The organism is Bacillus sp. Cr_A10, from assembly GCF_029222665.1.
In the GTDB taxonomy this organism is placed as follows: Bacteria; Bacillota; Bacilli; order Bacillales_A; family Planococcaceae; genus Psychrobacillus.
This window is the reverse complement of the sequence record NZ_JARHXR010000002.1, coordinates 137,558-154,874: the sequence shown is the minus strand read 5'-3', so window position 1 is coordinate 154,874 and position 17,317 is coordinate 137,558. Positions and strand designations below refer to the sequence as shown.

Annotated in this window: 18 protein-coding genes and 1 tRNA gene; 17 read left to right on the top strand and 2 right to left on the bottom strand. The window is 36.6% G+C overall.

What is annotated here, in order from left to right:
- The first annotated feature begins 158 nt into the window (after positions 1-158).
- The 7 genes from P2Q73_RS01495 to P2Q73_RS01465 all read left to right on the top strand — a co-directional run bounded on the left by P2Q73_RS01495 (position 159) and on the right by P2Q73_RS01465 (position 6,504).
- Positions 159-1,685 (top strand): tetratricopeptide repeat protein, encoded by a 1,527-nt coding sequence (locus P2Q73_RS01495; protein WP_275783158.1) that lies wholly within the window; start codon positions 159-161, stop codon positions 1,683-1,685.
- Positions 1,686-1,755: 70 nt separating this feature from the next.
- A complete protein-coding gene (gene trxB, locus P2Q73_RS01490; RefSeq protein ID WP_275783156.1) occupies positions 1,756-2,706 on the top strand; it encodes a thioredoxin-disulfide reductase in 951 nt (316 codons plus the stop codon).
- Positions 2,707-2,910: 204 nt separating this feature from the next.
- Positions 2,911-3,393: an 8-oxo-dGTP diphosphatase gene (locus P2Q73_RS01485; RefSeq protein ID WP_275783153.1), complete on the top strand. Its 483-nt coding sequence runs from the start codon at positions 2,911-2,913 to the stop codon at positions 3,391-3,393.
- Positions 3,386-4,270 (top strand): RNase adapter RapZ, encoded by an 885-nt coding sequence (gene rapZ, locus P2Q73_RS01480; RefSeq protein WP_053588424.1) that lies wholly within the window; start codon positions 3,386-3,388, stop codon positions 4,268-4,270. Before P2Q73_RS01485 ends, rapZ begins: the two co-directional genes overlap by 8 nt.
- A 4-nt stretch (positions 4,271-4,274) precedes the next feature.
- Complete coding sequence (locus tag P2Q73_RS01475) at positions 4,275-5,237, top strand: gluconeogenesis factor YvcK family protein (RefSeq protein ID WP_275783148.1); 963 nt, start codon at positions 4,275-4,277, stop codon at positions 5,235-5,237.
- Between the two features lie 48 nt (positions 5,238-5,285).
- Positions 5,286-6,227 carry a DNA-binding protein WhiA gene (gene whiA, locus P2Q73_RS01470; protein WP_053588426.1) on the top strand — a complete coding sequence of 314 codons (942 nt, stop codon included), beginning with the start codon at positions 5,286-5,288 and terminating at the stop codon, positions 6,225-6,227.
- 19 nt (positions 6,228-6,246) lie between these two features.
- Positions 6,247-6,504 (top strand): HPr family phosphocarrier protein, encoded by a 258-nt coding sequence (locus tag P2Q73_RS01465; RefSeq protein WP_053588427.1) that lies wholly within the window; start codon positions 6,247-6,249, stop codon positions 6,502-6,504.
- Between the two features lie 318 nt (positions 6,505-6,822).
- On the opposite strand, the gene clpP is transcribed toward P2Q73_RS01465, so the two are convergent.
- The gene (gene clpP / locus P2Q73_RS01460; protein ID WP_053588428.1) at positions 6,823-7,419 is read right to left on the bottom strand and encodes an ATP-dependent Clp endopeptidase proteolytic subunit ClpP; all 597 of its coding nucleotides are present in this window, start codon (positions 7,417-7,419) and stop codon (positions 6,823-6,825) included.
- Positions 7,420-7,583: 164 nt separating this feature from the next.
- Between clpP and P2Q73_RS01455 the strand changes: the two genes are divergently transcribed.
- Together P2Q73_RS01455 and P2Q73_RS01450 are read left to right on the top strand one after the other, a co-directional pair.
- A tRNA-Arg gene (locus P2Q73_RS01455) sits at positions 7,584-7,655 on the top strand.
- 453 nt (positions 7,656-8,108) lie between these two features.
- Positions 8,109-8,291, top strand: a complete 183-nt coding sequence (locus P2Q73_RS01450; RefSeq protein ID WP_275783142.1) for a hypothetical protein — start codon at positions 8,109-8,111, stop codon at positions 8,289-8,291.
- Between the two features lie 109 nt (positions 8,292-8,400).
- On the opposite strand, the gene P2Q73_RS01445 is transcribed toward P2Q73_RS01450, so the two are convergent.
- A complete protein-coding gene (locus P2Q73_RS01445) occupies positions 8,401-9,342 on the bottom strand; it encodes a catalase (protein WP_275783140.1) in 942 nt (313 codons plus the stop codon).
- A 163-nt stretch (positions 9,343-9,505) separates the two neighbouring features.
- Here P2Q73_RS01445 and P2Q73_RS01440 point away from each other — a divergent pair, with 163 nt between their 5' ends.
- From P2Q73_RS01440 to gpmI, 8 genes are all read left to right on the top strand, one after another.
- On the top strand, positions 9,506-10,084 hold the full coding sequence (locus P2Q73_RS01440) for a LemA family protein (RefSeq protein ID WP_275783137.1): 579 nt from the start codon (positions 9,506-9,508) through the stop codon (positions 10,082-10,084).
- Complete coding sequence (locus tag P2Q73_RS01435; RefSeq protein WP_275783134.1) at positions 10,084-10,881, top strand: TPM domain-containing protein; 798 nt, start codon at positions 10,084-10,086, stop codon at positions 10,879-10,881. The genes P2Q73_RS01440 and P2Q73_RS01435 overlap by 1 nt, the downstream gene beginning before the upstream one ends.
- A gap of 98 nt (positions 10,882-10,979) precedes the next feature.
- Positions 10,980-11,210 carry a glutaredoxin family protein gene (locus tag P2Q73_RS01430; RefSeq protein ID WP_275783131.1) on the top strand — a complete coding sequence of 77 codons (231 nt, stop codon included), beginning with the start codon at positions 10,980-10,982 and terminating at the stop codon, positions 11,208-11,210.
- 335 nt (positions 11,211-11,545) lie between these two features.
- Positions 11,546-12,583, top strand: coding sequence for a sugar-binding transcriptional regulator (locus tag P2Q73_RS01425; protein WP_275783128.1), 1,038 nt, complete (start codon positions 11,546-11,548; stop codon positions 12,581-12,583).
- Between the two features lie 12 nt (positions 12,584-12,595).
- Complete coding sequence (gene gap, locus P2Q73_RS01420) at positions 12,596-13,603, top strand: type I glyceraldehyde-3-phosphate dehydrogenase (RefSeq protein WP_053588434.1); 1,008 nt, start codon at positions 12,596-12,598, stop codon at positions 13,601-13,603.
- A 221-nt stretch (positions 13,604-13,824) separates the two neighbouring features.
- Positions 13,825-15,009, top strand: coding sequence for a phosphoglycerate kinase (locus P2Q73_RS01415; protein ID WP_275783123.1), 1,185 nt, complete (start codon positions 13,825-13,827; stop codon positions 15,007-15,009).
- 15 nt (positions 15,010-15,024) lie between these two features.
- Complete coding sequence (tpiA, locus tag P2Q73_RS01410; protein ID WP_275783121.1) at positions 15,025-15,786, top strand: triose-phosphate isomerase; 762 nt, start codon at positions 15,025-15,027, stop codon at positions 15,784-15,786.
- Positions 15,779-17,317, top strand: coding sequence for a 2,3-bisphosphoglycerate-independent phosphoglycerate mutase (gene gpmI, locus P2Q73_RS01405; RefSeq protein ID WP_275783119.1), 1,539 nt, complete (start codon positions 15,779-15,781; stop codon positions 17,315-17,317). Before tpiA ends, gpmI begins: the two co-directional genes overlap by 8 nt.

Here is a 17,317-nt window from a genome sequence, read left to right as displayed (position 1 = left end):
GACCGGGATGACGCTTATGATAATATCTACGAAATTCATCAAGTAGTAGTTTTTGTAATTAATATAAAACACATAAATAATAGATGTTTATGATATACTGAGGGATATACTAATAAGGGACGTTATATACGTTCCTTATTATTTTTCGGAGGATTATCTTGAATAAAAAACGTAAAAAGGATTTAAAAGAAAATATTATTTCGTTTTTGCCAACTGGCGATTACTACTATAAAAAAGCATTAGGTGAACTTCAAAAAGAACAATATAATAAAGCACATAAATATTTGAAAAGAGCAGTTGAGTTAAGTCCAAATGACGCATCTATATTATTGCAATACGCAATACTACAAATGGAATTAGACAATTTCGATAAGGCACATGAACTTTTAAGAGAAGCTAATGTGCTTAACCCAACAGAGCCAGAAATTGTCTTTCTCCTTGCAGAAGTAAATGCCCATTTAGGAAACTTTGTGGATGCAAATCGTTTTGCTAGAGAATATTTAGAAATGGATATTCAAGGTGAATATACAGAAGAAGCAATGGAGATTGTGGATTTTACGGAACAAGATAACTTAGAGCTACTAGATGTCGACAGTCCTTCTAGTGAAGCACTTTTTCAACAAGAAAAATCCCGCCGATTGATGGAAGAAGGAAAGTTTAATGAAGCGGTAGAATTACTTGAATCGATTATTACCGATAATCCAGAGTTTTGGGCAGCGTATAATAATTTAGCATTAGCTTATTTTTATATTGGGGAAGAGGAACAAGCAAAAGCTTTGCTCCATCAGGTATTAACTGAAAATAGAGGGAATATTCATGCGCTTTGTAACTTGGCAGTTATCCATTATTATGAAAAAAATACGGAGGAATTAGAAGGAATTACAAGTATTCTTTCGAAAATAAATCCTTATTTTGTGGAGCATCGATATAAGCTAGGGGCTACTTTTGCGTTAATCGGAAAGTATGACGAAGCTTATAAATGGTTAAGAAGTTTACAGCGTAAGGGTTTCGAAGGAGATCCAGGGTTTTATTTTTGGCTTTCGCATTCTGCATATTTTGCTGGACATGAGGAAGTTGCCCGAAATGCATGGAAAGCCTTACTAAAGTTAGATCCAGAAAAAGCAGGATTTGAACCTTGGTTGCCTCAGATGAAGGATATAAATAGTGATGGTTCAGAACATCAAAGAGAATTTATTTTGGAAAAACTTCAAAATAAACATGTAAGTGAACGCATTTTTGGTTTTTATCTACTGGGAAAATCAAAGCATCGCCAAGAAATAATATCTCATCCCCAATGGATTAAAGTAGAAGAATTGACGACGATGGAAAAATTGTTCTTGGCACAATCATTAGGACATTCTTTTGATGAAAAATCGGTTGCTGAAAAAGCATTTATGCGAGCGATTGCTGCAACTGATTTATTGTATGAAAAATATAAACCTCTTACTCAGACTGCTACGTACATATTTCAAATGTGGTTCGTGTTAGTTGAACGAGCTCTTGAAAAAGGTTATGGGTTTAAAAACCCTAAAGCGTTGGCAGCTGCAACGGAATATATGTTTGAATCTTCACGTTCTAAAAATGTGACAAAAAAGTATTATGCTGATCAGTATGGAATAACAACTAACACACTAACAAAGTATGTGAATGAATTAATGCAATTTCTACCGCTTTTTGATGCTTAAGCAAAAAAGTTGAAGTAAGTTGAGAATTCCTTTAGATTGAGTGTTAGTAGAATTGTAGGGGGAATTAGCAATGACGGAAGAAAAAATTTATGACGTAATAATAATCGGAGCTGGACCTGCCGGAATGACTGCTGCAGTTTATACATCACGCGCAAATCTGTCGACATTAATGATTGAACGTGGAATACCAGGTGGACAAATGGCGAATACAGAAGAAGTCGAAAACTATCCAGGTTTTGAAACTATTTTGGGACCAGAGCTTTCGACAAAAATGTTTGAGCATGCAAAAAAATTCGGAGCAGAGTATGCATACGGTGATGTTGCAGAAATAATCGATGGTAATGAATACAAAACTGTTAAAGTTAGTGGAAAAGAATATAAAGCATTAGCAGTAATTATTTCTTCTGGTGCTGAATATAAGAAAATGGGTATTCCAGGAGAAACTGAACTTGGTGGACGTGGAGTAAGTTATTGTGCAGTATGTGATGGCGCATTCTTTAAAGGGAAAAACCTAGTTGTTGTAGGCGGTGGAGATTCTGCTGTTGAAGAAGGGGCATTTTTAACTAAATTTGCCGAAAAAGTAACAATAGTTCACCGTCGCGATGAGCTACGTGCACAAAAAATCTTACAGGATCGTGCTTTTGCAAATGAGAAGATTGATTTTATTTGGAATACGACTCTAAAAGAGATTCATGGAAAAGATGGCAAAGTAGCAAGTGTAACTTTAGTTTCGACTGTTGATGGTTCTGAAAGAGAATTTGAAACCGATGGGGTTTTTGTTTATGTAGGAATGTTACCATTAACGAAACCATTTAATAATCTAGGGGTTTTAAATGAAAATGGTTATATCGTGACAAATGAAAAGATGGAAACATCTATTCCAGGTATTTTCGGAGCAGGGGATGTACGTGAAAAAATGCTTCGCCAAATTGTCACGGCAACAGGAGATGGAAGTATCGCTGCTCAGTCCGCACAACATTATATCGAGAATCTAAAAGATAAGAATGTTACAAATGCTTAATTTAAATTAATCTTATTTTAATTCGTTTGTAACCTTCTTGAAACACATCAAGTGTATAGTAAGAAATATAAATTGACCCCCTTTTTATATAGAAATTATTGGACAGGCTGTTTCTCGATTTTAATCGATGAAGCAGCCTCTTTTTTTGTTTTTCATGTATAATATAAAGTAATTAAGTATTTATTGGTTTGGAGTGATTAATACGTGCAACGAATCGCAAATCTACTCGTATATAAAAATGGGCAAGTTCTTTTATTAAAAAAGCCTAGAAGGAACTGGTATGTTGCTCCGGGAGGTAAAATGGAGTCAGGTGAATCCATTCTTAGTGCCGCCGTCCGAGAGTATACAGAAGAAACGAATACTACTCCAATCCATCCGCATTTAAAAGGTATTTATACAATGGTGATTGAAGAGGATGGAGAACAAATCGATGAATGGATGCTCTTCACCTTTATTGCAAGAGACTTAGAAGGAACACCTTATAAAGAAACAAAAGAAGGTGTTCTCGAATGGCATCCAGTAGAAGATTTACAAGTATTGCCTATGGCGGAAGGAGATCGTACAAATCTACTTTTTGCTGTTAAAGAACACGGAGTTCAATATGGAACATTTGTGTACACGCCAGAATTTACCCTACTAAAAGAAACGATTCAGCAATCATCGGAGGGAGAAGTAAATAATGGATAGTCAACAAAAGCTTGAAACAGAAGTAGTTATTATTACCGGTATGTCTGGAGCGGGGAAGACAGTAGCAATTCAAAGCTTTGAGGATCTTGGCTATTATTGTATCGATAATTTACCTCCTGAACTTTTAGGCACATTCATTAATCTAATGATGGATTCGAATAAACAGCCTCGCAATATTGCTGCCGTGATGGATTTGCGTGGGGGAGAAATGTTTAATACTTTAGCTGATTCGATTAACAGCTTACAAGAAGCAACGTCTGTAACTCCTAAAGTATTATTTTTAGATGCGCAAGATGAAGTATTAGTTAGAAGATATAAAGAAACGAGAAGATCTCATCCTCTAGCGAACTCTGGGCTTCCTTTAGATGGTATTAAAAAAGAAAGAGAATTACTTTCTGATTTAAAAGGAAGAGCACAATTCATTTATAATACTTCAAAAATGAAACCACGAGAGCTACGTGAAAAAATACAAGATGAATTCTCACCAAAAGGAAGCAATGTTTTTACAGTCAATGTTATGTCATTTGGCTTTAAACATGGGCTTCCTATCGATGCGGATTTAGTATTTGATGTACGTTTTTTACCAAATCCATACTATATTGAAGAGTTGCGTTTAAAATCGGGACTGGATGAAGAAGTATCTGGTTACGTACTAAAGTGGGTAGATACAAAAACGTTAATTGAAAAGTTAACAGATTTGTTTCAATTCATGATTCCCCAATATAAACGAGAAGGCAAAACTCAGCTTGTAATTGCTTTCGGATGTACTGGAGGCCAGCATCGCTCCGTAACACTTGCTGAATATTTTGGGAAACTTTTAAAAGCAGATGACAAAACAATCATAACGCATAGAGATGTTACAATAAGAAAGGAATGAAGTAATGGATCGTACGAAACACCATAAAAAGAAAATAGTAATTATTGGTGGTGGTACGGGATTATCTACTTTACTTCGTGGTTTGAAGAAATTCCCGCTCGATATTACTGCAATTGTCACTGTGGCAGATGATGGAGGAAGTTCTGGGCGCTTACGGGATAATTATGATATTCCACCACCCGGTGATGTTCGAAATGTATTAGCTGCACTTTCAGATGTAGAGCCATTAGTAGAGGAAATGTTTCAGTATCGTTTTTCCGACTCAAGCGAATTAGAAGGTCATTCGTTAGGGAACTTAATGCTTGCGGCCTTAACTTCCATTACAGGAGACTTTGCAAATGCTATTCGAGAAATGAGTCATGTTTTAAAAGTACACGGCAAGGTTCTTCCAGCTGCCAATCAAATTGTTACACTTCATGCAGAATTTGAAGATAAAACCATCATTAGTGGGGAATCTAAAATTCCACATTATGGACATAAGATTGAGAGAGTATTTATTACACCTTCCGAGGTGAAACCGTTACCGGAAACAATTAAAACTATTTTAGAGGCAGATATCATTGCTATAGGACCCGGTAGTTTATATACAAGTATTCTTCCTAATTTATTAGTAAAGGATATAAAGAATGCAATTATTCAATCTAAAGCAAAGAAAGTATACATTTGTAATTTGATGACGCAGGCAGGGGAAACGAGTAATTATTCGGCTTCTGATCACGTGCAAGCACTTATTGATCATGTAGGAGAAAATTTTTTAGATACTGTATTAATTAGCAAGGAAGAAATTCCTGAAAATGTACAGTTTTTATATAAGCAAGAAAAAGCATCACCCGTGAAAATAGATGTAGAAAAGTTAGAAACATTAGACATAGACATCGTAAAAAAAGATATTTCAGTTGTGTATGATGGAGCAGTTCGTCATGATGCGATGGAAGTAGCAAAATGGCTAGTAGAATATGCTGGTTAATCTAAAATCACCACCAATAAGTCACTAGCAAGAAAGGGGGAAACGGTTATGTCGTTTGCTTCTGAAACAAAAAAAGAGATGACCCAGGAAGAGTCAAAGCCTTGTTGTTCAAAGGCTGAACTTTCTGCGCTTATTCGAATGAACGGTTCTTTATCGTTTAGCAATAAAATGCTAAGTTTGGACGTCCAAACTGAAAACGCAGCAATTGCTAGAAGACTATATACATTGATAAAATCATTATATCCCTATCAAGTAGAATTACTTGTTCGTAAAAAAATGAGATTGAAAAAGAACAATGTATATATATGTCGTGTCCGTGAAGGGGCAAAGAACTTACTAGAGGACTTAAAAATTTTGAAAGAGAATTTTCAATTTGAGTATTCTATTTCAAAGGAACTGGTTAAAAAGAATTGCTGTAAGCGAGCTTATCTTAGAGGAGCTTTCTTAGCGGGTGGTTCTGTTAACAATCCAGAAACGTCTTCTTATCATTTGGAGATTTATTCATTATATAAAACACATAGTGATGCGTTAGTCGAACTAATGAATGAATTTGAGCTAAATGCAAAAACAATTGAACGGAAAAAAGGCTATATTGCTTATTTAAAGGAAGCAGAAAAAATTTCTGATTTCTTTAGCATTGCTGGCGCACATAATGCATTGTTAAAATTTGAGGATGTACGCATCATCCGAGATATGCGAAACAGTGTAAATCGTTTAGTTAACTGCGAAACAGCTAACCTCAATAAAACAATCAGTGCTGCAATTAGACAAGTTGAAAACATCCGATTTATTGAAAATACAATTGGATTAGATCAATTACCTGATAAATTAAGAGAGATTGCAAGGTTGCGTGTTGAATACCAAGATGTTACATTGAAAGAATTAGGTGAAATGGTTTCCACTGGAAATGTGAGTAAATCAGGAATAAATCATCGTTTGCGTAAAATAGATGAAATTGCAGACGCACTTCGTAGAGGCGAGACAATTTAGGGAAATGGAGCGTAGAAAAATGACAGAAAAACAAGTCGAAGTCAAATTACCAGCCGGACTACAAGCGAGACAGGCAGCTTTATTTGTCCAAGAGGCTAATCGTTATATTGCAGATGTTTATTTAGAAAAAGATGCGAAGAAAGTAAATGCAAAAAGTATCATGGGAATTATGAGCCTAGCTATCAGTAAAGGAATCACCGTAACATTGAGTGCAGATGGTTCGGACGAGGAAGAAGCAGTAGAAGCATTAGCAAAATTTATTTCTCATGAAAATTAAAAAAAAGAGCGCCCAACTAGTCAGCTAAGACGAAAAGGCGGTCTTTTTATTTAGGCTCTTTATTATAGTGGATATGCTAAGAGACCTTTACATGGGCTCACTGTGTTTGTGACCGGATAAAGTTATTTCTGACCGGATAGTTATAAATGTGTCTGGATAAAAGAATTACTGACCGTATAAAATATTTTCTGTCCACATAAAAAGTTTTCTGACCAATGAGATGTTTCACACATCGTAATCTAAAAAAAGAGCGGAGGGGTTGACCAAAGTCATTTCCCTCCACTCTTTAAAGATTCTTAATCACTTAAGAATTTCTGATTATGCTTTTTTCATTTCGCTACGGTCGATAATATGGTCGATTAAACCATATTCTTTTGCACGTTCAGCAGTCATGAAATTATCACGATCTGTGTCTCTAGCGATTACTTCAATAGGTTGACCAGTGCGTTCAGAAATAATATTGTTTAATTTATCACGTAAAAATAAAATACGTTTTGCAGCAATTTCAATTTCCGTTGCTTGCCCTTGAGCGCCACCAAGTGGTTGGTGAATCATTACTTCTGCGTTAGGAAGTGCATAGCGTTTTCCTTTTGCTCCAGCTGTAAGAAGGAAAGCACCCATGGAAGCAGCCATACCGATGCAGATTGTTTGTACATCTGGTTTGATGAACTGCATTGTATCATAGATGGCCATACCAGCAGTAATACTTCCGCCTGGGCTATTAATATAGATGGAAATATCTTTATCTGGATCTTCTGCTTCTAAGAATAATAGTTGGGCAACAATGGAGTTAGCCACGTTATCATCGATACCGCTTCCAAGCATAATAATACGGTCTTTTAATAATCGGGAGTAGATGTCATATGCACGTTCTCCACGATTTGTTTGTTCAATAACTGTAGGAATTAAATTCATCCTGATTGCCTCCTTCAAAGGTGGTTTGATTATTTGATTACTGAGAAAAGTTCCCTCAGCTGTAACTTTATCATACACATTAAGGTCAAGGAAGGTCAAATATTAAGCATTGAAATGATAGCTTGAATTATTTGCGTTCCATTTGTATAATAGAAAAGTCGCTTGCCCTCGTAGTTTAATGGATATGACACAAGATTCCGGTTCTTGGGATGGGGGTTCGATTCCCTCCGAGGGCGTATTTTAGTTTTTTCAAAACACTCTAAGACGTTGGTAACACAACATTTTAGAGTGTTTTTTTATTATAATTGCATCATCGGTGTTCCACTTTTCCTGCTAGAGCCACCGCCTTCCGCTCCTATTCCACAGTAGTACTCTTTAAAGATATGCTAACCTCAGAAGCTAAATACTTTTTCCTCACTTTTAGTACAACTCACTATTTGTATTACGTACAAAGTCTATCCAAATAATTCCTGCTTCAATCGGAATTCATGCTAACTCTTAAGTAAACATTAACCGTTCGGAAGGTGGGAACAATCTATTTATTTTTATTTGGAACCTATTTACAATTCAACCGTATTAGTTATTAGTAGAAGATTTGTAAATTTCGACCTTTGGGTTTTAATAAAGAGTTCTTGCAGTTTTTTTATAGCATACAAGAATATAAATGGCGTAAAGGAGGTGTCGGAGAAATGTTATGGCTACTTGTTTTAGGGATCGCTGGATTGTTTATTCTAATCGGTTTCGGATACGACTATTTCATTCGGAAAGACTTTAGTGAATTCAATACACCAGAAGTAAACCAAAATGTAGAAAATGCGAAAAGAGATGCAAAAACGGTGGAAAGTGCAAGTTTTAACGGATTCGGTGGTTAGCAACTTCTGATAGAAGTTACTCTGGATAACATTGTATTGTTCAATAGGCTTTTTAAAGGATACCATTTAAAACACTCTACACATAGCTTTATATGTGTAGAGTGTCTTATTATTCATTGTTCCGTCTATTATAAGAAACGCTGTAAGCTTCATGACGGAAGTGTAAGATTGGATCATTGGTTAGTTCAATGCCTTTTCCAACAATCGTCGGATCGAATAATAATTCTTCCTTCGGTTGAAGGGCTTTTAATAATGTAAGTTTTCCAACTACAATTTTTTCTCTATCATCTGGCCATGGATCGGTAGGATCATCGGTAGGGTCGCTATCTAATCCTAATCGAATAACTAAATTAAATGAAACTGGGCCATTTGCCAATCGAGCGTTGAGATCCTCGCTAAGATAGTTTGGTGAAGATTTACTCACATCCAAATTAGAGGAGCTTTCTGCTAGTTTTACAGGTTGCCACTCGTATTTGATTGCTTGCTTTTTACCATCTTTATTAACAAAGTAAAAGGCATGTATAGGGTAATAGTTCAAGAGTGCATAACTTGTTGGTGGTTGCTTCATTTGTTCTTTAAGCGCGGCGAAAATGTTTTTTCTATCGGGATATTTTTTTAAGATATTTACTATACCTAATCCTAAATCTACCTTATCTAGACCTGTTTTGTCGGCAGTTAGTGTTTTTAGCATGTCTAAAAATGTTTCAGGACTCTTTGTTACAAACATGGGGACTGTCGTGCTGACTAAATGACTTTTTTTACCATCTGGTAAGTGGAAGTGGACAGACATACCTTTAGCAGGTGAAAGGAAATCAGCTGCTGATGGATTTGGAGGACTATTTGAGAACCGAACAGTCACAGGGATTTCTTCGTTTTGAAGATGCTCAGCAATCGTAAAAGGTTTTGCGTTTCCTGTTGGTTTAAAAATGGCCTCGTAATATATTCCTTTTGCATGGGCACGACGAGATCCGGGAAACCTACCTTCTATGTTTTCTAGTGCATCGACTGCTTCAGTTGGCAAAGTGCTATGTTGCTCATTAGATGTATTCATCTGAATCACCCCATTAAATAAACTTTATTTATCATTACCACTCATGGATAAAATTAAACAAAAGCAGTACTAACATTCTTGTTTCTAGCGAATAGCATGGGATGTTTTAGATTTTAGAATTTAAGGTAGATTAAGACTATACGCAAATTAGAGGTGAATGAATATGAAAAAATTATTAGGTCCAATTGTTATAATTGTGGTGATTATTGCACTTTTTGCAGCCATTTTAATACCAAGTTATAACGGTTTTGTTAACGGAGAAGAAGATGTGAATAAAGCATACGCGCAAATTGAGAATCAATTACAACGACGTATGGATTTGATACCAAACTTAGTGAACACAGTTAAAGGTTTTGCTGCACATGAAGAAGAAGTGCTTGGCAATATAGCAGATGCACGTTCTAGATTGGCTGGAGCGAATACTCCAGAAGAACAAGCGGAAGCGAATAATGAGTTATCAGGTGCTTTGAGTAGATTATTAGTTGTTGTAGAAAATTACCCGGAACTAAAAGCGGATGCTAATTTCCGTCAACTAATGGATGAGCTTGCAGGAACTGAAAATCGTTTATCTGTAGCACGTGAAGATTATAATGCAGTAGTTTCGGATTACAATAAAAAAGTAAAGAGAATGCCAGGAAGTATCGTTGCTTCAATATTTGGATTTGATGAGAAAGAGTACTTTGAAGCAGACGCAGCAGCTCAGGACGCTCCGAACGTTGACTTTGAAGGAGATGGCGAGTAATGGTAAAAGTTGCGCGAATGCTCATCGTTGCGCTACTTTTATGTCTTAGTTTACCAATAGTAACTGTAGCGGCATCTAATATTCCTGAACCAATTCCAGGTGAATTGTATGTTCAGGACTACGAAAATTATTTATCTGATACGACAGAGCAACAGATTGAAGAGTTAGGAGTTAATTTAGAAAATGCTACAGGCTCACAAATTGTTGTGATGATTATCAACTCCTTAAATGGTCAAGATGTGAACCAATTTAGTGTAGATGTGATTCGAGAATTCGGTATTGGTGATAAAGAAAAGAACAATGGTGTTCTACTTGTAATTGAAACAGATCCCGATAAGGTTGGAGATAGAGAAGTATATATTGCAGTTGGTCAAGGACTTGAAGGTGCACTACCCGATGGAAAAATAGGACGGATTATTGATGAATATACAATGCCTTATTTAAATCAAGGTTCTGTAGATGATGCGGTACTTTCAACTTATCAAGTTCTCTACAATGAGGTTGCAACTGAATATGGTTGGGACGGAGAATTGGTAGAACCTAAGAACCCGGCTAATACAGATGAAGGGTTTTCCTTTACAACGATTATTGCAATAATAATTGTAATTTATATTATCTTCTCTATTATGAATGGAGGCGGTAGAGGTGGTCCTGGTGGACGTCGTCGTTCTCGATCCATAATGTTCGGACCTGGAAGCTTCGGAGGTGGCTTTGGCGGTGGTAGAAGCTCTGGTGGAGGTTTCGGTGGATTCGGAGGAGGAAGCGCTGGAGGCGGCGGTGCAGGACGTAAATGGTGATGGTCTAGTTGATAAATGCTAATTATGTAAGTAATATTATAATTAATCGAACGCTCAATTATATTTGAGCGTTCTCTTTTTTCAAGGAGGCAATGTAAGTGAAAGTTTATTTATATACAAGACCAGGATGCCATTTGTGCGATGATGCCAGATTAATGTTAAAGCTTGTACAAGAGGACGTTTCTTTTGAAATGAGTGAAGTGAATATAGAAGAAGACGATGAGTTACATGAAAAATATATGCTTATGATCCCAGTAGTTGTATTTGAGGATGAAATTATTCAATATGGAAAGGTAGATTACGCTACGATACTGGAAGCATTACTATAAGTATGCTTCCGTACTTTTGCTTCCCACAGTAAATAATAGTTATTAGCTATATTTTCTCTTTAATCGCAACATTCCTATGACTATTCGCTACATTTATATGATTACCCGCTACTTACTTTGATTTGTCGCACGTAAGAAGGGAAGCTACACATTAATATGCAGAATCTCATCTATTTCTTTGAATCTCCCTTTGTCTTCCGAAATAATGCACAAATAATTGCCAAGTTGAATATTATATTGTAAGATTAATTTATTGAATCACTTTTTTTTTAAGTAACTGGGACATTTTTTGTGGTAGTGGGACAAAAATGTCACATTAGGTTAGGAAGTGAAATATGGACCCTTTGCTCACAGCTCAATTAAAGCTAATTCCTGAAATGAGTGATTTGTTACAAAAGAGATATCAAATACTGCAAATGATTCAAATCTCTAAAGGGATTGGACGTCGTGTTTTAGGAGAACAACTAGGTTTATCAGAAAGAGATACACGAAAAGAACTAGATGCTTTAAGGATGCAAAACTTAATTGAGGTTTCACGAGAAGGAGCAGCAATTACTCCAACCGGAACCCAAGTACTACTAGATTTAAAAGAAGTTGTTCGAGAATGGTCAGGTAGATTAACGCTTGAACAAACACTTTTAAAATATTTACACATTAAAGAAGTGATAATTGTACCTGGAAATGTAGATACTAACAAAAATGCAGAAATGCTATTGTCACAAGAAGCAGCAAAGTATTTGGAGAGTATTTTAAACGATGACAAAATAATCGCTGTTACTGGCGGTTCTACCATTGCATCAATTTCCAACTTCGTACATGAAACATCCCGATGGAAAAACTTGATGTTTATAGCTGCAAGAGGCGGTGTTGGAAAAGATGTCTCATTACAAGCTAATACGATTGCCTCTCTTTTCTCCGATAAAATGAAAGGAAATTATCGTACATTGTATATGCCGGATAGTTTAAGTGAAGAGGCATACACTACGATGAAGAAAGAACCATTTATACAAGAAATGATGGACCTATATGAAAGAACAAATATTATTATTCATGGTATAGGTGATGCAGCTGAAATGGCTCGAAGAAGAAATTCTACTGAAGCTGAGATAGAGCGTTTAAAAGAGATTGGTTCTGTCAGTGAAGCATTTGGATATTATTTTAATGAACAAGGCGAAGCTGTACATCGAATTAGAACGATTGGAATCCAATTAAAACAATTAATAAATATAGAGTATTTGCTTGCAGTTGCAGGTGGTGCCAAAAAAGCAAAAGCACTTTTATCTTATTTTAAACAAGCACCGTCACAAACTGTGTTAGTGACGGATGAGGGTGCAGCAAACGAAATGATGAAAATAATCTCACAAACAAACTAGGAGGAAAATAAAATGACAGTAAAAATAGCTATTAACGGGTTTGGACGAATTGGACGTAAAGTTTTTAGAGAAGCGTTAGAAGAGAAAGATCTTGAAGTGGTTGCAATCAATGATTTAACAGATGCTGCAATGCTTGCACATTTGTTAAAATATGATTCTGTACATGGAATTTTTGATGCGGAAGTTACTTCTGAAGGCGATTACTTAATCGTTAATGGAAAAAACATTCGTGTATTCGCAGAAAAAGATCCTTCTGCACTTCCTTGGAAAGAGCAACAAGTGGACATTGTTATTGAATGTACAGGTATTTTTAGTACTACTGAAAAAGCTGGGAAGCATATTGAAGCTGGAGCTAAAAAAGTTATTTTATCTGCACCAGCAAAAGATAATATGCCTACATTCGTTATGGGTGTTAACGCGGATAAATATAACCCAGAAACAGATCATGTCGTATCAAATGCTTCTTGTACGACAAACTGTCTAGCTCCTGTAGCAAAAGTGTTACAAGATCAATTTGGTATTAAACGTGGAATGATGACGACAGTTCACTCATACACAAATGATCAACGTATTTTGGATTTACCACATAGTGATTATCGTCGTGCTCGTGCAGCAGCAGAATCGATGATTCCTACAACTACTGGGGCAGCATCAGCAGTTGCAAAAGTACTTCCTGAACTAAAAGGTAAATTAGATGGTATGGCTGTTCGTGTGCCTACTCCAAATGTTTCCTTAGTAGACTTTGTAGCAGAATTAGAAAAAGATGTAACAGTAGAACAAATTAATACTGCATTAAAAGAAGCTTCGGAAAATGAGTTAAAAGGAATACTAGCTTACAACGAGCTACCTCTTGTTTCTATCGACTATAATGGAAATACTTCTTCCTCTACAGTTGATGGACTCTCAACGATGGTACTTGGAGACAATCTTATTAAAGTAATCTCTTGGTATGACAATGAATCAGGATACTCAGCACGTTGTATCGATCTAGCTCTTCTTATGATGAAAAAAGGACTATAATACGCCGAATTGTATTGAATTTGTAAATAGCGTTTATGTTTAATAACCTCTATAATGGAAGAGGGTAAAAGGAGCAAGGGTTACCCTTCGCTCCTTATTTTTTTATAAAAGATTGACAGTAATAAGTTCTATAAAGTACTGTCCAGACTTCAGGCGCCAGCCGCTTGTCGCGGCTAAGCGGGCGACTTACTCATTTCTCATTATATTAGGGGGCTTTTCTCATGAATGAAAAACAAACAATGAAAGACGTTTCTTTACAAGGTAAGAGAGTATTTTGCCGAGTAGACTTTAACGTACCTATGGAAGATGGAAAGATTACGGACGATACACGTATTCGAGCAGCACTACCAACGATAAACTATTTAATCGAGCAAGGTGCGAAAGTAATTTTGGCGAGCCATATGGGACGCCCAAAAGGGGAAGTAAAAGAAGAACTTCGTTTGACAAAAGTGGGAGAGCACTTATCTAAAGTATTAAATAAGCAAGTTAAAAAATTGGATGAATCGATCGGGTCTTCCGTAGAACAAGCTGTTTCCCAAATGAATAATGGAGATGTACTATTACTTGAAAATGTGCGTTTCCATTCAGGGGAAGAAAAAAATGATGCTGAACTTGCTAAAGCATTTGCATCTTTAGCAGACGTATATGTTAATGATGCATTTGGTGCAGCTCATCGTGCTCATGCTACAACAGAAGGTATTGCTAAGCTTTTACCAGCTGTTTCTGGATTATTAATGGAAAAAGAACTAGATGTTTTAGGTAAAGCTTTATCGAATCCAGAAAGACCATTTACAGCAATCATTGGTGGAGCAAAAGTAAAAGATAAAATTGGTGTTATCGACCATTTATTAGACAAAGTAGATAATATTTTAATCGGTGGTGGATTATCGTATACTTTCTCAAAAGCTCAAGGGCATGATATCGGGAAGTCTCTTGTAGAGGAAGATAAAATCGAACTTGCACAGTCTTTTATTGAGAAAGCGAAAGAAAAAGGTGTAGCTTTCTATTTACCAATTGATGCAGTTGTGGCAGATGAGTTTTCAAAGGATGCGAACACGAAAGTGGTAGATATTGATCAAATCCCTTCTGATTGGATGGGGCTTGATATTGGACCGAAAACTGCAGCACTTTATTCCGATGTCATTAAGGATAGCAAGCTGATTATTTGGAACGGACCAATGGGTGTATTTGAAATGGATGCTTTTGCAGAAGGAACAAAGGGTGTTGCTAATGCTATGGCTGACACTACTGGGTACACAATAATCGGTGGTGGAGATTCTGCAGCAGCAGTAGAAAAATTCGAAGTTGCGGATAAAATGGATCATATTTCGACTGGTGGCGGAGCTTCCTTAGAGTTTATGGAAGGTAAGGATTTGCCAGGAGTTTCTGCTTTAAACGATAAGTAATGGAGGAGAAGTCATATGCGTAAACCTGTAATAGCAGGGAATTGGAAAATGTATAAAACCCTCACGGAGGCAAAAGATTTCGTAGAACTGTTAAAAGTAAGACAAGTAGATAGTAGCAAAGTCGAAACAATTATTTGCGCTCCTGCTTTGTTTTTAGACCAACTTGTCTATGATGCAAAAGATTCTTTTATTTCCATAGGAGCACAAAATATGCACGAGGAAAAAGAAGGAGCTTTTACAGGGGAAGTAAGTGGTCCTCAGCTAAAAGATTTAGGCGTGAGCTATGTGGTCATTGGACATTCTGAAAGACGCCAATATTTTAATGAAACAGATGACTCTGTTAATAAAAAAGTAAAAGCCGCATTTGAAAATGATTTAACTCCTATTATTTGTGTAGGAGAAACGTTAGAACAACGTGAACAAAATGAGACGGAAACTATTGTTTCCAATCAAGTAATGGCAGCATTAGAAGGTCTTTCAGAAGAAAATGTGAAAAATTCGATCATTGCATATGAACCAATTTGGGCTATTGGGACTGGTAAAACTGCTACTGCTGATGATGCAAATGATGTATGCCAAGCAATTCGTGAAACGGTGCTTGATAGTTTTGGTGAGGAAGTTGCCAGCAGCTTGCGTATTCAATATGGTGGAAGTGTGAAGCCAGAAAATATAGAAGAATTGCTATCCAAAGAACATATCGACGGAGCATTAGTTGGCGGAGCGAGCTTACAAGTAGACTCATTCGTTAAACTTTTGGAGGCTGGAGAAAATGTCTAAGAGTCCAGTTGCTTTATTTATTTTAGATGGATTTGGATTGCGCCATGAATCATACGGAAACGCAGTAGCGCAAGCAAGTAAACCAAACTTTGACCGTTATTGGGCTGATTATCCTAATGCTACTTTAACTGCGTCTGGTGAAGCTGTTGGATTACCAGATGGGCAAATGGGAAACTCAGAAGTAGGGCATCTAAATATAGGTGCAGGAAGAATTGTATACCAAAATTTGACTCGAATTCATAAATCGATTCGTGATGGTGAGTTCTTTGTTGAACCAAAACTTCTTGGTGCTATTGAACATGTTAAACAAACTGGTGGGAAGCTACACTTGATGGGTTTACTTTCAGATGGTGGTGTTCATAGTCATTACTCTCATTTATTTGCTTTATTGAAATTAGCTAAATCTCAAGGATTACAAGACGTATTTGTCCATGGGTTCTTAGATGGACGAGATGTTGGTCCTCGAACAGCGATTGGTTATGTAGAGGAAGCCGAAAAACAAATGAAAGAAATAGGTGTAGGTAAGTTTGCTTCAATAAGTGGTCGTTATTATGCAATGGATAGAGATCGACGCTGGGAACGAGTGGACTTGGCTTATAGAGTGCTTGTAGATGGTGTCGGAAGAACTGCTGAATCAGCAACGGAAGGCATATTAAAATCTTATGAAGAAGATATCGTAGATGAATTTGTCGTACCATTTGTTATTGAAGCGGATGCCAAGCCTGCTACTACGATCGACTCTGGGGATGCGGTAATCTTCTTTAATTTCCGTCCAGACAGAGCAATTCAACTTTCTATGGCATTAAATACGCCATCATTTGATAGTTTACAATTAAGTGAAAAACATCCGACGAACTTAAAGTTTGTGACATTCACACATTATAGTGATGATGTTGTTTCAGATGTAGTATTTGAAAAAGAAAACTTATTTAATACTGTTGGAGAGGTACTTTCCAATTATGATAAAACACAGCTGCGAATTGCAGAGACAGAAAAGTATCCTCATGTAACATTCTTTATGAGTGGTGGACGTGAAGATACGTTTCCAGGAGAAAAAAGAATTTTAATAAGTTCTCCAAAGGTCGCTACATACGATTTAAAGCCGGAAATGAGTGCGTATGAAGTTACGGATGCACTGTTAGCTGAAATTGCAGATGATAACTTTGATGCAATCATTTTAAACTTCGCTAATCCAGACATGGTAGGACATAGTGGTATGTTAGAGCCAACGATCAAAGCGATTGAAGCAGTAGATACTTGTCTTGGTAAAGTAGTGGATGCCATTTTAGCAAAAGGTGGCCAAGCAATCATTACTGCAGACCATGGAAATTCGGATGAAGTCACTACTCTTGAAGGTCAGCCGATGACTGCACATACAACAAATCCTGTGCCTGTCATTGTGACGAAAAAAGATATTACGCTCCGAAGTAACGGAATTTTAGCCGATTTGGCACCAACCATGTTACACTTATTAGGGATAGAAGCACCGCCTGAAATGACAGGTAAAACACTAATCGAAACGGAGAGTTAA

What these genes read in the sequence shown, in the direction of transcription:
- trxB (WP_275783156.1), top strand. Translation starts at nt 1,756, where the DNA reads ATGACGGAAGAAAAAATTTATGACGTAATAATAATCGGAGCTGGACCT.
- rapZ (WP_053588424.1), top strand. Translation starts at nt 3,386, where the DNA reads ATGGATAGTCAACAAAAGCTTGAAACAGAAGTAGTTATTATTACCGGT.
- P2Q73_RS01475 (WP_275783148.1), top strand. Translation starts at nt 4,275, where the DNA reads ATGGATCGTACGAAACACCATAAAAAGAAAATAGTAATTATTGGTGGT.
- whiA (WP_053588426.1), top strand. Translation starts at nt 5,286, where the DNA reads ATGTCGTTTGCTTCTGAAACAAAAAAAGAGATGACCCAGGAAGAGTCA.
- P2Q73_RS01465 (WP_053588427.1), top strand. Translation starts at nt 6,247, where the DNA reads ATGACAGAAAAACAAGTCGAAGTCAAATTACCAGCCGGACTACAAGCG.
- clpP (WP_053588428.1), bottom strand. Translation starts at nt 7,419, where the DNA reads ATGAATTTAATTCCTACAGTTATTGAACAAACAAATCGTGGAGAACGT.
- P2Q73_RS01450 (WP_275783142.1), top strand. Translation starts at nt 8,109, where the DNA reads ATGTTATGGCTACTTGTTTTAGGGATCGCTGGATTGTTTATTCTAATC.
- P2Q73_RS01445 (WP_275783140.1), bottom strand. Translation starts at nt 9,342, where the DNA reads ATGAATACATCTAATGAGCAACATAGCACTTTGCCAACTGAAGCAGTC.
- P2Q73_RS01440 (WP_275783137.1), top strand. Translation starts at nt 9,506, where the DNA reads ATGAAAAAATTATTAGGTCCAATTGTTATAATTGTGGTGATTATTGCA.
- P2Q73_RS01435 (WP_275783134.1), top strand. Translation starts at nt 10,084, where the DNA reads ATGGTAAAAGTTGCGCGAATGCTCATCGTTGCGCTACTTTTATGTCTT.
- P2Q73_RS01425 (WP_275783128.1), top strand. Translation starts at nt 11,546, where the DNA reads ATGGACCCTTTGCTCACAGCTCAATTAAAGCTAATTCCTGAAATGAGT.
- gap (WP_053588434.1), top strand. Translation starts at nt 12,596, where the DNA reads ATGACAGTAAAAATAGCTATTAACGGGTTTGGACGAATTGGACGTAAA.
- P2Q73_RS01415 (WP_275783123.1), top strand. Translation starts at nt 13,825, where the DNA reads ATGAATGAAAAACAAACAATGAAAGACGTTTCTTTACAAGGTAAGAGA.
- tpiA (WP_275783121.1), top strand. Translation starts at nt 15,025, where the DNA reads ATGCGTAAACCTGTAATAGCAGGGAATTGGAAAATGTATAAAACCCTC.
- gpmI (WP_275783119.1), top strand. Translation starts at nt 15,779, where the DNA reads ATGTCTAAGAGTCCAGTTGCTTTATTTATTTTAGATGGATTTGGATTG.